Raw genomic sequence first — 13,744 nt, 5'->3', positions numbered from 1 at the left:
TACACCGCCGGCCTGCTGTTCATCTGGCTCACGCCGCTGATGACCACCAGCCTGCTGGCCCTCAACCTCGGCCTGTCGCTCTACATCCTGATCGGCTCGGTCTTCGAAGAGCGCCGTCTGCTCGCTGAGTTCGGCCCGGCCTACGCGGACTATCAGCAGCGCGTGCCGCGGCTGATCCCAGGCGTGCGCCTGACGTAGCACCAGTCCAAGCCAGCCCGCTGGCCCCCACTGCCGAACTCGGCTAGCCCAGAACGCCGATCTGCGGATAGACTCGCTGTTGCCGCCGGAGGTCGCTCCAATGCCTGAATCCCAGAAGCCGCACGCATTTGTCCAGGACATCAATCTCACCCTGGGACAGGTCCCACCCGATAGCATCCTCAGCCGCAGCCTGTACCAGGCCGCTGACTGCAAGGTGATCCTGTTCGGCTTCGCTCCGGGTCAGATGCTCTCCGAGCACACTGCCGCACGTCCGGCGGTGATCCACATTCTGGCGGGGGAGGTCGAACTCACGCTGGGTGCGGATCACTTCCAGGCCGGCCCCGGGTCCTGGGCTCACCTGGAGCCAAACGTGCGGCACAGCCTGCTGGCCAAGACCCCGACCGTGATGCTGCTGACGCTCATCGGTGGAGAAGGATGAGGTCGACCGTCTGGGGCTGACCCGGCAAGGCAGGCGGATGCCGCAGCGCGGACAGCGAGAGGCCAGTACCGGCGGTCAGGCCGCCGCCCACCAGTCCGAACCTTCACGCAGACCGGCGGCCTCGAGCTGTTCGCGAATCAGCTGACGGGCGCCACGCGAGCCGACGCATGCCAGCACCACCGGCCGTTGATGCTGCCCCCAGAGATCCGGCAGAGCGGAGGGGGCAACGATCGGACGCCCGCGCCGTTCCCTCCCAATCTTGCGAGGGTCGATGTCGACGAAGGCGGACAACGGAGCGCCGTCGCGCTGTAGATGCTTAGCCAGGCGCCGGCCCATCTGGCCGGCACCCCACACGATCACCGCATCGCGCCCCTGCAACGGGCCCTGCATCAGGTAGTGACTCTTCGCCCTCAGGAAGTTCTCGACCGAGTAGCGCGAGTCGGTACGCGTCAGGCGGAGCGGGTGATCCCGCCAATGCAGCAGTACTGCCGCGACCTTGGCGAAGCGCGCCCCGGCGATATGCATGCGCAGCCACAGGTCGTAATCCTCCGCCCAGCCGCGCTCCTGGTACCCCCCGACCCGTTCCAGCCATTCGCGCCGCACGCTCACCGAGGAGTGCACCAGGGGACTCTCGATGAAGATCTCCCGGGCGATCGCCTCCGGCTCGGTCAGCCGATTCTGCCACTCGATGTACAGCCGGAAGCCCTCCGCCAGCTCTGCCGGCGGATAGCCGGCAACCAGGCAACCGACGGCCGCCAGCTCCGGCCTAGCGCTCAGCAGGTCAAGTTGGCTCCGGAGTCGGTTGGGCTCGGCGATATCGTCGGCATCCATCCGGGCAATGACGGGAGCGCGGCAGACCCCCAGGCCGGCGTTGAGGGCCGGGATGATGCCTCGCGCTTCGATCCGCAGCAGGCGCAGGCGGCTGTCGCGTTCAGCCCATGCCCGCAGTCGCTCGCTCGTGCCGTCGGACGAGCCGTCATCGACGGCGACCAGCTCGAAATCCGAGAGGGACTGGGCCACGATGGAGGAGATGGCGGCCTCGAGTGTCGAGGCCGCATCCCGGCACGGCATGAGGACCGACACTGCTGGGGGGCTCATCGCGCTCGATTGCACCGGGCAGTCCCGCGGGGCCGGCGGAACGTCATCGCCGAGAGTGCAATGCCGCCGGCCCCGACTACAGGACGACCTCGACTTTGGTGCCCCGCCCCAGCCGTGGGTCGAGCGCATCCCGCAGACCATCGCCCAGCAGGTTGAATGCCAGCACGGTCAGCATGATCGCCAGGCCGGGGAAGAAGACCAGATGCGGCGCCGTGAAGACTTGATTGCGCTCGGCACCCAGCATCGAGCCCCATTCCGGTGTCGGGGGCTGTGCCCCCAGTCCCAGGAATGACAGGGCCGCCGCGCTCAGGATGGCCGAGGCGATCTCGAGCGTGCCCAGGACGATCAGCGGGGTCATGGCATTCGGCAGGATCGATGCGAACAGGATGCGGCCGGCCCCGGCGCCCAGGGCGCGAGAGGCCGAGACGAAATCTGTCTCTTTTACCGAGAGCACGCTGGCGCGCATCACCCGGGCATAGGCGGGAATCGTGACGATGGCAATGGCCAGAAGGGCATTCAGCAGTCCGGGCCCGATCACGGAGACAATGGCGATGGCCAGCAGCAAAGCCGGAAAGGCGAGCAAGACATCCATGATCCGCATCACGCCATTGTCGGTCCGGCCTCCCCAGTACCCCGCCACCGCACCGAGGGTCGTGCCAATAAGAATGGCGAATCCCACGGTCGTGATCCCGATGACCAACGAGACTCGAGAGCCATACACAACGCGGCTGAACTCGTCGCGCACGTTGCCATCGATGCCCATCAGGTGCTGCGGCTGGTTGGCCGGGCACCCCAGCAGGTGAATGCAGGGAGGATCGCGCCGCTTGACATCCTCGACACCGATCAGCACCGCGTCGGGTTCATAGGGAGCGATCCAGGGGGCGAAGATCGCCGTCAGGATCAGTAGTCCCAAAATGATCATGCCCACCACGGCCGACCGACGCTGGAACAGCCGCCTCGCCGTCGTTCGCCACAAGCTCGCCGGCTTGCCGGACATCCTCTCGGCGTCAAGCGCACCCTGTCCGGTGGAGAGGGCATCGGTGGAGACGGTCACGCTCTGCTACTCCAACCGCACCCGTGGGTCCAGGTAGGTATACGAGACATCCACGATCAGGTTGACGATGACATAACCCATGGCGACTACCAGTGTGAAGGCCTGGATGATCGGGTAGTCGCGGGCGGTGATGGCTTCATACAGCGCTCGGCCCACGCCGGACAACCCGAAGATGGTCTCGGTGAGCACGGCGCCCCCGAGCAGACCGCCCAGCGAGAGGCCGATGATTGTCACCACCGGCAGCAGCGCGTTGCGCAGCGCATGCTTGGCAATCACCGTGCGGTGAGGCACCCCCTTGGCCTTTGCCGCCCGCACATACTCTCTCCCCAGCACGTCCAGCAGGCTGGAACGCGTCATGCGGGCAATAATCGCCAGCGGGATGGTCGCCAGGGCGACCGCCGGCAGGATCAGGTGGCGCAGGGTGTCGTTCAACACTTCCATGTCGCCGGTGATGATCGAGTTGAAGATGTAGAAGTTGCCGAAGAACTCCAGCACCTTGAGCTTCGCCGAGCCTTCGGCCGCCGCCCAGCCGTAGACTTCATAGAAGGGAATCGAGCTCAGCCCGGCCGACAGCCGGCCGGAGGGCGGCAGCCAGAATGGCGTGTCCTTCAGCAGCAGGCCGAAGACATAGGCCAGCATCAATCCTAGCCAAAAGACTGGCATCGACACGCCGATGTTGGCGCCGACCATGGTGGCCACGTCCGTGGTCGAGTTGTGGCGCATGGCTGCCATCACCCCGGCTGGGATTCCAATGATCGCCGCGATCATCAGGGCCGCCATGCTCAGTTCGATCGTGGTCGGAAGTCTCTCAACCAGGATTTGCGTCACGGGCCGAGAGAAACGGATCGACAACCCGAAGTCGCCCCGAAAGACGTCGCGCAGGTAGTACGCGAATTGGAGGATGATGGGTTTGTCCAACCCTCGGTCAACCACAAATTGGTGACAGATCGCGGGAGTTGCCTTCTCCCCCAGCATTGCAGTACACGGATCCCCCGGGATCATTCGCCCCATGGCAAACGTGACCATCAGGATCCCGAACAGGACCGGGACAGATGACAGCAGGCGGCGAACGGAGAACTGGATCATCGGCTCATTCTACTCCCGCAGAATGCAGCAAGCAGCGCGGGAAGTCTGCGATCGCCATCCCGCGCTGCTTTCTCAGTACGTCACGAAGACCCTAGGACAACTTATCCGGGCGGCGGTGCCCCGATCAGGTTGCCCCACAGGCCAAGCCAGTAGTCGAAGGTGCCGGTGTTGCCGACATGCGTCGGGCTGTTGACGTCGAGGCCGGAGATAAAGCTGGCCACAACATCGCTTGCATCGAAGGCAAAACCGTTGTGGAACGTGACGCCTTCCTTCAGTGTGCAGGTCCACACCGTCAGATCAGCGTTCGGTTCACACTTCTCGGCCAGAGCCGGTTCGACCGCTGTGCCGTTGACCTCGTAGGAGTACAGCGCCTCGCTGAATTGCTCGCAGGCACGCAGCGACTCCCCATCGGTCTCATCCTGGCAGAACAGGCTGATTGGCTCGGCGTTCTGCATCCACACGAAGGTATCCCGATCGCCCGGAGCACTGACGAAGAAAACCTCATTCGTCAGCGGGCTGGCCTGGGGATTGGTCACGTCAGCCTTATAGGCCGTGGCGGAACCGCCATGGGCCACCGGCACCATCGGCACCAATTCGCGGATGGCGTTGTTGGCGTCGGTGTAGACCGGTACGGCTGCCGCCGGATCGGCGATCTGCGCGCCCTCTTCAAGTTTGGCGGTGATCTCCGGATACGGAGCGCCGAACTGCAGCTTGGAGGCGCCGAAGTGGTAGTCCAAGAAGTTCGTCACGTGCGGGTAGTCGGCGCCCCATCCCAGCAGGTGGAAGCCATCCAGCCGCCCGTTCTGTGAGTTGTCGATGAAGGTGCCCGACTCCTGGATTTCGATCTCGGCATCGATATTCAGGTTCTGCTTCAGCTGAGCCTGAATTTCCTCCGCCACCCGGCCGACTTCCGGCAGGTAGCCACGCACCACGTCCCGGTAGTACAGCTTGGTCTTGAAGCCATCCGGGAAGCCGGCCTCCGCCAGAAGCGCCTTGCCTGCCTCCGCGTCAAACTCGTACCAGGCATCTCCATCGCAGGCATTCGGGATCGAGCACGGCGTAAAGTGCGAAGCGACCTCGGATCCCGGCGGGTAGAAGGTGTCAACGATGCGCTGGCGGTCGATACCCATGGCAACCGCCTGGCGCACCTTCACGTCGTCGAACGGCGGGAAGGTGTTGGTCATGCCGATATAGAAGACGTTCAGCGCCGGGCGGATGGCCAGCTGCAGGTTCGCGTCACCTTCGACCGTGGCGAAGTCATCCGGGCCGACATTGTCGATGCCGTCGACACTCCCGGCCTGCAGTTCCAGCAGGCGGGCGGCCGACTCAGCGCTCCAGCGGAAGACCAGGGTCTTGGCCTGCGGCGCCTCGCCCCGGTACTCCGGGCTGGCCACAAAGGTCAGGCTCTCGCCGCGCTTCCAGTCGCTGACCATGTAGGGGCCGGTGCCGATGGGGTTCGTAAGTCGGGAACCGGCCGCGGTATTGGCCTCGAGCCACTCGCGCTCGTATATACCGAAGGGCGTGAAGGCGATCTTCGAGAGGAAGGCCGGGTCCGGGACGCACATCGTGAAGACGGCGGTCTTCGCATCGACCGCTTCGATCTTCTTGAACAGCGTGCCGTTGCTGCAATCGGACTCGATGCTCAGCGCTTCGAAGGGCTTCTCGACCAGCCCCTCCCATTCGGCGGGCATCGCCGGGGCTTTTGTCCCCCCCGTTGCGCAGGCGGCCAGGATCATGCTGGATAGCACCAGCAGGCTTAACAAGGTGTAGATCACTCGGCGTGTCACTTGTGTCTCCTCCATCTCAGCGGGATTCGGATTCCAGGCTGACTACCCAATTTCTCCCCCTCCGCACCTCCTCTCCGGATGTGAAACAAGGCCTTCGTCCGCCGGCCTCAGGCTGGCGCCGCCGGACTGGCCTGCCTCTCCTGGCGATGTGTATCGCTGGGGAAACCTCTAGGTGCCTGTCGAACCATTGTACAGAAGGTCGGGGCCCCAGTCAACCGCCGCTGTTCCCGCACGGCCAGGCCGCGGGGCCTCCCAAGCCTGACCTCCATGATGGCCTCGAAAGTCACCTGGGTTCTGACGATTCCGCCTGCCCCGCAGCCTGCGATGGCGCCGAAGGCCGCCGAAAGGCGCCCCGCGGCCTGCTAGGCGGCGTGCGCAAGCCTGCGGCGTTTTCCCGGCGTCGTCAGGAGGGGGCGATCACCGTCCCGTCCGGAATCACGGCCTGCTTGGGCACGACGACGATCCCGTCGCGCACCGACCACCGTTCCCCGTCAAGCTCCGTCCCGCGCGGGAAGGGCCCGATGCGCACACCCTTGCCGATGCAGGCATTCTTGTCGATGATGGCACCTTCGATCCGGCAGCCGTTCGCCAGGCCCATCGCCGGCCGCCCGCTGTACTGGCCGGACTCCTCATAGAAGTCGGCGCCCATTAGGATGCTGTTGGTGATCACGACATCATCGCCGATCACACTCCGCAGCCCAATGACCGTGTTCCTGATCTCTGCCCCCTGCACCACACAGCCGTCGGCCAACAGCACCTGGTCCAGCCGTACATCGTAGATGCGCGAACCGGGCAAGAAGCGCGGATGGGTGTAGATCGGCCGGATGGGATCATCGAAGCTGAACGGCGGATTCGGCCGGGTGAGCATCAGGTTGGCTTCGTAGAACGCCCGCATCGTCCCGATGTCCTCCCAGTAGCCGCGGAAGGTGTAGCCAAAGACCCGGTAGGTCTGGATCGAGGCCGGCAGGAGATCCTCGCCGAAGTCGGCGTGATGCGACTCGAGCAGCTCGCTGAGGATCTCGCTGCGGAACAGGTAGATGCCCATCGACCCGACGTACGGTTGCGCCGGGTCGCTGCGGCTGACGAAGCGCTGCAGCACATCCGGGGACTGAGGTTTCTCGACGAAATCGGTGATGCGCCCGTCATCGCCCATGCGCAGGACGCCAAAGCGCCCGGCGTCCTCGGCCGAAATCGGCTTGACGGCCACCGTCACGTCGGCCCCGGTCTGCCGGTGCTGCTCGATCAGCGGAGCGTAGTCCATGCGATACAGATGATCACCGGCCAGGATCAGGATGTCCTTGGCGCCCGTCACTCGGATTTCGAAGAGCTGCTTGCGCACTGCATCGGCCGTGCCCTGATACCAATCGGCGCTGGTCAAGGTCTGCTCAGCCGCCAGGATCTCGACCCAGCCCTGATGAAAGACATCGAAGTTGTACGTTTGGGCGATATGGCGGTGGAGGGAGACCGAGTTGAACTGGGTCATAATGGCAATGCGGTCGATGCCGGAGTTCAGGCAGTTGCTGATCGGCACATCCACCAGACGGTACTTGCCGCCGATCGGAACGGCCGGCTTGGCGCGCATCTTGGTCAGGGGCCACAGCCGCGCCCCGCGCCCTCCTCCGAGGACCACCCCGACCACGTCCTGGTATGGCATAGCCGGCCTCCCCGCCGCAGACCGCGAACCTTCCATTGCCAGTGTAAACGACGCTCCGGCTGCCTGCAAACAGCACCTCCATCCAGCGTCTGGCCGACCGGGCAAGCGCACCTCAGTAGCGAAGTCGGTTCTCCACCACGCTGCGGGGCTGCACGAAAGCCGCCTTGTGTGCCCAACTCGAACGCCAGGGGCACAGACAGATGTGGACTCTTCGAAAAGAACTGCTTCGCTGCGGCCTGCAGGATGGTGTCTAGGCTCCGCCGGCGCTCAACGATCGGCTTGTCGCTGACCGCTCTCAGGATTTCCGCCATCCCGGGTGTGATGCCGGCCATTCCCTGCCTGGAGCCCCCAGCGACCTACGGCACCGTGCAGCCCGCTTGCGCCGATCCCGCTGGCCCCGGGGGCACGCGCCGGCGTGGTGCTCAGCGCCGGATCGGGAAATCCGGCGTGTTGAGGGGGCGATACGACCTCGGGTCCACATTCTGGGGAATCTTGATGGCGACGCTATCTTAGGACCCAGCGGGCTTGGCCCGAGTGAGGCTGCTTGTCACGATCGTTGAGCCAACGGTCTCGCCGCCGACTGCTGGACCGCCCTGCGGTTGACCTCCGCCTCGGCCTTTCGGGCCCTGGCCTAACACTCCGTCGGCAGGGTCTTCGCCGTCGGGCGCCAGGTGGACCTGGCGAGCGCCACCGCCTTCCGCGTCCGGGCTGTCAACCGTGCCATCTCCACCGGAAAACTGTCTGTTGACATGTAAGCAAGATGTCCTAATATATAGAATAGCGTTCCACATAGTAGGACGGCGAGGCATCGGCCCAGCGCTGTCTGCCCCCGATGGATGAGTATGCCCGGATGAGCCTACAGGAATATGGCTACTTCCTCGAAGCGCGAGGCAGATCGACCCTTGGCCCAGCCTGAACAAGGCACGCTGGCAGTCGGCGACCGCAGGCCGGTGTCGTCATCGGTCACGAAGGCCTTTCAGCTCGTGGAACTCCTGGCAGACGGCCCTGACGGTGGTGCCACCCTGGCGGATCTGTCCACCCAGTTGCGGATGCCAAAGAGCACGACCCACCGTTACCTGACGACGCTCGTATCGCTGGGTCTGGCAGAGCGCACCGGGACAGACCATTTCCGTCTGGGGACACGCATCATCGAACTCGCCGGCACCTATCTGGCCAAGAGCGACCTGCGAGCCGAGAGCCGCGCAATCCTCGAAGAACTGGCGGCCCAGACGGCGGAAACCGTTCACCTGGCGGTTCCCTCCGGCGGCGAAGTGGTGTACATAGCTAAGTTCGAGAGCATCCACGCGATCCGGATGTACTCCCATATCGGTGCCCGCCTGCCGATAGTCTGCACCGCCCTGGGCAAGGCGATCCTGGCATTCCTTCCAGAAGAACAACGGGCAGAGATCCTGTCACAGCCGTTCAAAGCCAGGACGCCGAAAACCATCACCCACCCGCCGGCAATGGCCAAGGAATTGGAGTCGATTCGGTCCAAGGGCTTCGCCATCGACGACGAGGAGAATGAGGTTGGTGTGTGTTGCGTTGGCGCCCCGGTGTTCGACTACACCTCGGTGGTCATCGCCGCGCTGAGTGTCTCGGGACCGATCAGCCGGATGAACCCGGAGCGCTGCGTCGAACTCGGTCCCCCCGTGCGCCAGGCGGCGCTGCGAATCTCCCAGCGAATGGGGTTCCCGACGTGAGCCGTCCACCGACCACCGCCGCCTGGGCGCACCGCCTTCCATGGGCAACCCTTCGAGGAGGAAGAGGGAAATGAAGATGTTGATCGACAGCCAGTGGGTAGAAGCATCGGACGGCGCATGCATGGACATCCGCAACCCGGGGACTGGCGAGGTCTTGGATCGCGTCCCCCGAGCCACCTTGCAGGACGCCGAGCGAGCGATCGCAGCCGCCCAACGGGGGCGGCAGTCGATGCGCAAGTTGACGGCGCTCGCCCGCTACGAGATTCTGATCCGCATTGCCAATGCCATCGAGGCGCGGCAGCCGGAGCTCGGCAAGCTTCTTGCCCAAGAGAACGGCAAACCCATCCCCCAGACCCGGGCCGAAGTCGGCGTAACTGCCAGCATCTTCCGGGGATTCGCCGAGGAAGCCAAGCGGGTTTTTGGCCGCGTCATGCCCGTCGACGCCGTCCGCGGCAACGAGCGCCACTTCGCCATCACGATCCGGCAACCCCTGGGCGTGGTCGCCGCTATCATTCCATTCAACTACCCGGTTGAGCTATGGGGCCACAAAGCCGCGGCGGCGCTGGCGGCGGGAAACGCGGTGATCTCCAAGCCACCCAGCGCCTGCCCACTCACCCTGCTCAAGATTGCCGAACTGATGGAAGAGGCAGGGCTCCCCGCCGCGGCCCACCAGATGATCACCGGCCCGGGCGCCTTGATCGGCGATCTGCTGGCCCGCTCGCCCGGGGTTCAACTGGTCACGGTCACCGGCAGCACGGCCGTTGGGGTACGCATCTCCCAGCTTGCCGCCGAGAATCTCAAGAAAGTCCACATGGAGTTGGGGGGCAACGATGCCCTGATCATCCTGGCCGACGCCGACCTGGAGAAGGCTGCCGAGGGGGTTGTCCTGGGCAGGCTGGCTCGAGGCAACGGTCAGATCTGCTGTGCCGTCAAGCGCATCTTCGTTGAGGCCTCCGTCTACGATGTCTTTGCCGATCTGCTGACCGCCAAGGCAAAGACGCTCAAGGTAGGCGATCAACTCGAGGAGGACACCGACGTCGGCCCGCTGATCAACGAAGAGGCAGCCAAGGAAGTCGAAGCCGTCGTGAACTCCGCCATCCAAGCCGGCGCCAAACTGCGCGCCGGCGGGCATCGGCGCGGCGCCTTCATGGAGCCCACCGTCCTGACGGACGTCCCGGTAGACGTTGAACTGTTCAAAGAAGAGACCTTCGGCCCGGTGGCTCCCCTAGTCCGATTCACGTCGGTCGATGAGGCAGTCCGCATGGCCAACGAGTCGCCATACGGCCTCCAGGCTGCCGTCTTCACCCGCGACATCAACAAGGCGTTTGACATCGCCTATCGCCTGGAAGCCGGCGGCGTGATCGTCAACTGGTCTTCGGCTCTGCGCATCGAGACCCTTCCCTTCGGCGGGATCAAGCTGAGCGGCCACGGCCGGGAGGGAGTGCACGACACACTGAACGAGATGACCGACCAGAAGACGATTGTCGTGCACAACGCCTTTCCGGCAGCCTGACCGGGCTGGAACAGGGAGATACTCCGTGCTGGTCATGCGCGGGATCAACAAGAGTTTCGACGGCACACAGGCTCTGCGCGGCGTGGATTTCTCGGCCACGGCCGGCGAGGTGCATGCGATTTCGGGCGAGAACGGGGCGGGCAAATCAACCCTGGTCAAGATCCTTTCTGGGGCGCTGCAGCGCGATTCCGGTGAGATCCTCCTGGCTGCCAAGCCCGCCGACCTGGGGACGCCTGTTCGTGCTCGCCGTCTTGGGATCCATGCGGTTTACCAGGAGTTCAGCCTGGTCCCGCACCTGACCGTGGCCGAAAACATCTTGTTGGGGCAGATGCCCTCGGCCCGAGTGCCAGGATGTGTGGACTGGGGCAAGGCCTATCGCAGGGCGGAGGAGATCCTGCGGTCAATTGGATTCGTGGGGATCGACGTACGCAAGGTCGTCCGGCATCTGAGCGTCTCCCACCAGCAGATGGTCGAGATCGCCAAGGCGGTGGCGGTGCGGCCGCGGATCTTGATCCTGGATGAGCCGTCGGCTGTCCTCTCGCAGGAGGAGCTGAACCGCTTGTTCGCCATGGTGCGCCAGCTCAGGCAGGAGGGGACCCTGATCCTGTACATCTCTCACCGGCTGGATGAGGTGTTCGAGATCGCCGACCGGATCACAGTCCTCAAGGATGGCCAGTTGGTCGGCACGGTACAGCCTGAGGAAACCGATCAGAGCCAGCTGATCAAGATGATGGTCGGTCGGTCACTGGGCGAGGTCTTCCCCGCCCGGCAGCCGCCCCTTGACGAGGTTGCGCTGGAGGTGAAGGGCCTGGCCCGGGGCGGGTCTTTCTCGGACGTCTCGTTCTCGCTGAGGCGGGGCGAGGTCCTGGGGATGTTCGGCCTGGTGGGAAGCGGGCGGACCCAGGTGGCGCGCTGCATCTTTGGCGCTGAGCCGTTTGATGCCGGGGAGGTCCGGCTCGACGGGAAACCGATTCGTCCCCGGTCGCCCCGCGAGGCAGTCAGGCAGGGCATCGCCCTGCTGACCGAGGACCGGAAGCGCGACGGCTTGGTGTTGGTCTGCACGATTCGGGACAACGCCAGCATGGCCTCGTTCGAGAGCCTGAGCCGTTGGGGGGTGATCGATCGCCGCGTGCAAGAGGCTAGGGTGCGGCAGAAGGTGCACGAGCTCGACATTCGCCCGCCGCTGCTCGACCGGTTGGCTCGTCAGCTAAGCGGTGGGAACCAGCAGAAACTGGTACTGGCGAAGTGGCTGATGACGCAGGCCAGAGTTCTGATCCTCGACGAGCCTACGCGAGGGGTCGATGTGGCCACCAAGGTCGAGATCTATCAGCTCATCAGCGATCTAGCGGCCGACGGAATAGGCATCCTGCTGATCTCGTCCGAGCTGCCTGAGATCCTGGGATTGAGCGACCGGGCCTTGGTGATGCGGGAAGGCCGTCTGGTGGGAGAGTTCACGCGGGCCGAGGCGAGCGAGGAGAGGCTGCTGGCCTCGGCTGCAGGGGTGAGGCAATGACCAGTGGTTCTGCACCGACGCCTTCCACTCCCGTCAAGACTGGAGGGGGCCAGTGGGCTTCGCTACTCGGCAAGGCGCGGGCTCGAACCAGACGCCGATGGGTGGACCTGGCCTTCATCGTCGCCTTCGTGGTGCTCCTGGTCATCACCGCCACGGTGTCGGACGTATTCTTCACCCAGCGCAACCTGAGTAACCTGGGACGGCAGGCCGTGACCAACGGTCTGCTCAGCCTGGGCATGCTGGTTGTGATCCTAACGGGCGGCATCGACCTCTCGGTCGGGTCGGTGGTCGCTCTGGCGGCGGTCATGGTCTCGGGCATGTCGAAGGGGGGGATGCCCCTGCCGCTGGCCATCCTGATCTGCCTGGTCGTCGGCGTTGCAGCCGGAGCTGGCAATGGGTTCTTCATTGCCCGCTTCAAGTTGCAGCCTTTCATTGTCACGCTGGCGTCGATGATAGCCATCCGCGGGCTGGTCTTCGTGTATTCAGACATCCCGATCACGCCCTCGGATCCGGCCTTCCGCGCGGTTCTCGGAGCCGGCTTCATAGGCCCATTTCCTGTGTCCGCTCTGATCATGCTCGCCTGCTATCCAATCGTCTGGTTCTTCCTCAATCGGGCCAAGGCCGGGCGCGCCATCGTGGCTATCGGTGGAAACGAGGAAGCCGTACGCCTGGCGGGGATCAGCGTCACCTGGCACATCTTCCTGGCCTACATGATCTCCGGCCTCTTCGCCGCATTGGCGGGGGTGATCCTGGCCTCCCGCCTGGGGATCGCGCAGCCCAGCGTGGGCGGGGGGTTCGAGTTGGACGCCATTGCCGCCTGCGTCATCGGCGGCGCCATCTTGGGCGGCGGCGGTGGAAGCGTTTTCGGCACCCTGGGCGGGGTTGTGGCGCTCGGCATGATCGACAACTTGCTCAATCTGTTCAACGTGCAGTCCTACTATCAGCAGATCTTCAAAGGCGTGATCATCCTGGTCGCGGTCCTGGCGCGACGCAAGCAGCAATAGCCAGCATCCTGTCTGGCCACCGGCCAGCCTTGATCCAGGCTGAGCGGAAGGAGGTGAGGAGAAGAGCTACGTTCTGCCCCATCCTAAGCCGATCCATCCAGAACCGAGCGAAGAGGAGGATTGTTCGATGAAACGCAATCTCGTACTGACCATCGTTGTGATCCTGGCAGTGGCGCTGGCAGCCTGCGGGCAGGCTGCGCCAACGGCGGCGCCTGAAGCAGGCGCAAAGCCGCTCAAGATCGGGGTGGCCAATTTCTCTCAGTGTTGCCCGTACTTCATCGGAATGAACGACGCTGTGTTGGGGGAATCGAAACCATACTCCAACGTCACGATCATCTCCACCAATGCCGATGGCGACGCTGCCAAGTTCCAGTCCGATATTGAGGACCTGATCGCACAGGGAGTCGATGGGGTCATCGTCTCGGGCGCATGGCTCGAGGAGGCTCCGGCGGCGCTGGATGCCCTGGCCGCGGAAGGTATCCCCACCGTGCTCGTCGATCGCCAGTTTGGTAAGGGCAGCGCGGGTGCCTACACGTCCTACATTGGCCCGGACAACTTCACCATTGGAGTCCAGGACGGCCAATACATCGCCGATCGGCTGGGTGGGGAAGGCGTCGTCGTTCAACTGCGCGGCGGACCGGCGGACAACTCGATTGGGCTGAACCGCAGCAATGGGATGCTCAGCGTCGTTGAGACGT

At 64.4% G+C, this 13,744-nt stretch carries 12 protein-coding genes; 7 read left to right on the top strand and 5 right to left on the bottom strand.

Features of this window, described 5'->3' with window-relative positions:
• Positions 1 to 198 (top strand): hypothetical protein (locus MUO23_01135; protein ID MCJ7511555.1); only part of this gene is annotated, 198 nt, incomplete at its 5' end.
• 100 nt (positions 199 to 298) lie between these two features.
• Positions 299 to 637, top strand: coding sequence for a cupin domain-containing protein (locus tag MUO23_01130; protein MCJ7511554.1), 339 nt, complete (start codon positions 299 to 301; stop codon positions 635 to 637).
• A gap of 75 nt (positions 638 to 712) precedes the next feature.
• Here MUO23_01130 and MUO23_01125 read toward each other — a convergent pair whose 3' ends face one another.
• The 5 genes from MUO23_01125 to MUO23_01105 all read right to left on the bottom strand — a co-directional run bounded on the left by MUO23_01125 (position 713) and on the right by MUO23_01105 (position 7,316).
• Positions 713 to 1,720 (bottom strand): glycosyltransferase, encoded by a 1,008-nt coding sequence (locus MUO23_01125; protein ID MCJ7511553.1) that lies wholly within the window; start codon positions 1,718 to 1,720, stop codon positions 713 to 715.
• Positions 1,721 to 1,811: 91 nt separating this feature from the next.
• A complete protein-coding gene (locus MUO23_01120; GenBank protein MCJ7511552.1) occupies positions 1,812 to 2,789 on the bottom strand; it encodes an ABC transporter permease in 978 nt (325 codons plus the stop codon).
• Between the two features lie 6 nt (positions 2,790 to 2,795).
• Positions 2,796 to 3,875, bottom strand: a complete 1,080-nt coding sequence (locus MUO23_01115; protein MCJ7511551.1) for an ABC transporter permease — start codon at positions 3,873 to 3,875, stop codon at positions 2,796 to 2,798.
• Positions 3,876 to 3,976: 101 nt separating this feature from the next.
• Entirely contained in the window at positions 3,977 to 5,662 is a 1,686-nt protein-coding gene (locus MUO23_01110; GenBank protein ID MCJ7511550.1) for an ABC transporter substrate-binding protein, read from the bottom strand.
• 403 nt (positions 5,663 to 6,065) lie between these two features.
• The gene (locus MUO23_01105; protein MCJ7511549.1) at positions 6,066 to 7,316 is read right to left on the bottom strand and encodes a glucose-1-phosphate adenylyltransferase; all 1,251 of its coding nucleotides are present in this window, start codon (positions 7,314 to 7,316) and stop codon (positions 6,066 to 6,068) included.
• A gap of 902 nt (positions 7,317 to 8,218) precedes the next feature.
• Between MUO23_01105 and MUO23_01100 the strand changes: the two genes are divergently transcribed.
• The 5 genes from MUO23_01100 to MUO23_01080 form a co-directional block, all read left to right on the top strand.
• Positions 8,219 to 9,016: an IclR family transcriptional regulator gene (locus MUO23_01100; GenBank protein ID MCJ7511548.1), complete on the top strand. Its 798-nt coding sequence runs from the start codon at positions 8,219 to 8,221 to the stop codon at positions 9,014 to 9,016.
• Between the two features lie 70 nt (positions 9,017 to 9,086).
• A complete protein-coding gene (locus MUO23_01095) occupies positions 9,087 to 10,529 on the top strand; it encodes an aldehyde dehydrogenase family protein (protein MCJ7511547.1) in 1,443 nt (480 codons plus the stop codon).
• Between the two features lie 34 nt (positions 10,530 to 10,563).
• Positions 10,564 to 12,042: a sugar ABC transporter ATP-binding protein gene (locus MUO23_01090; GenBank protein MCJ7511546.1), complete on the top strand. Its 1,479-nt coding sequence runs from the start codon at positions 10,564 to 10,566 to the stop codon at positions 12,040 to 12,042.
• Positions 12,043 to 12,143: 101 nt separating this feature from the next.
• Positions 12,144 to 13,046, top strand: coding sequence for an ABC transporter permease (locus MUO23_01085; GenBank protein ID MCJ7511545.1), 903 nt, complete (start codon positions 12,144 to 12,146; stop codon positions 13,044 to 13,046).
• A gap of 127 nt (positions 13,047 to 13,173) precedes the next feature.
• Positions 13,174 to 13,744, top strand: a 571-nt coding sequence (locus MUO23_01080; protein ID MCJ7511544.1) for a substrate-binding domain-containing protein, incomplete at its 3' end; no start/stop codon positions are given.

It is taken from the genome of Anaerolineales bacterium (assembly GCA_022866145.1).
Lineage (GTDB): Bacteria > Chloroflexota > Anaerolineae > Anaerolineales > E44-bin32 > PFL42.
This window is presented reverse-complemented; position numbering and strand designations above follow the sequence as displayed.

Coding starts and splice junctions, on each gene's coding strand:
- MUO23_01130 (MCJ7511554.1), top strand. CDS start 299: ATGCCTGAATCCCAGAAGCCGCACGCATTTGTCCAGGACATCAATCTC.
- MUO23_01105 (MCJ7511549.1), bottom strand. CDS start 7,316: ATGCCATACCAGGACGTGGTCGGGGTGGTCCTCGGAGGAGGGCGCGGG.
- MUO23_01095 (MCJ7511547.1), top strand. CDS start 9,087: ATGAAGATGTTGATCGACAGCCAGTGGGTAGAAGCATCGGACGGCGCA.
- MUO23_01115 (MCJ7511551.1), bottom strand. CDS start 3,875: ATGATCCAGTTCTCCGTTCGCCGCCTGCTGTCATCTGTCCCGGTCCTG.
- MUO23_01090 (MCJ7511546.1), top strand. CDS start 10,564: ATGCGCGGGATCAACAAGAGTTTCGACGGCACACAGGCTCTGCGCGGC.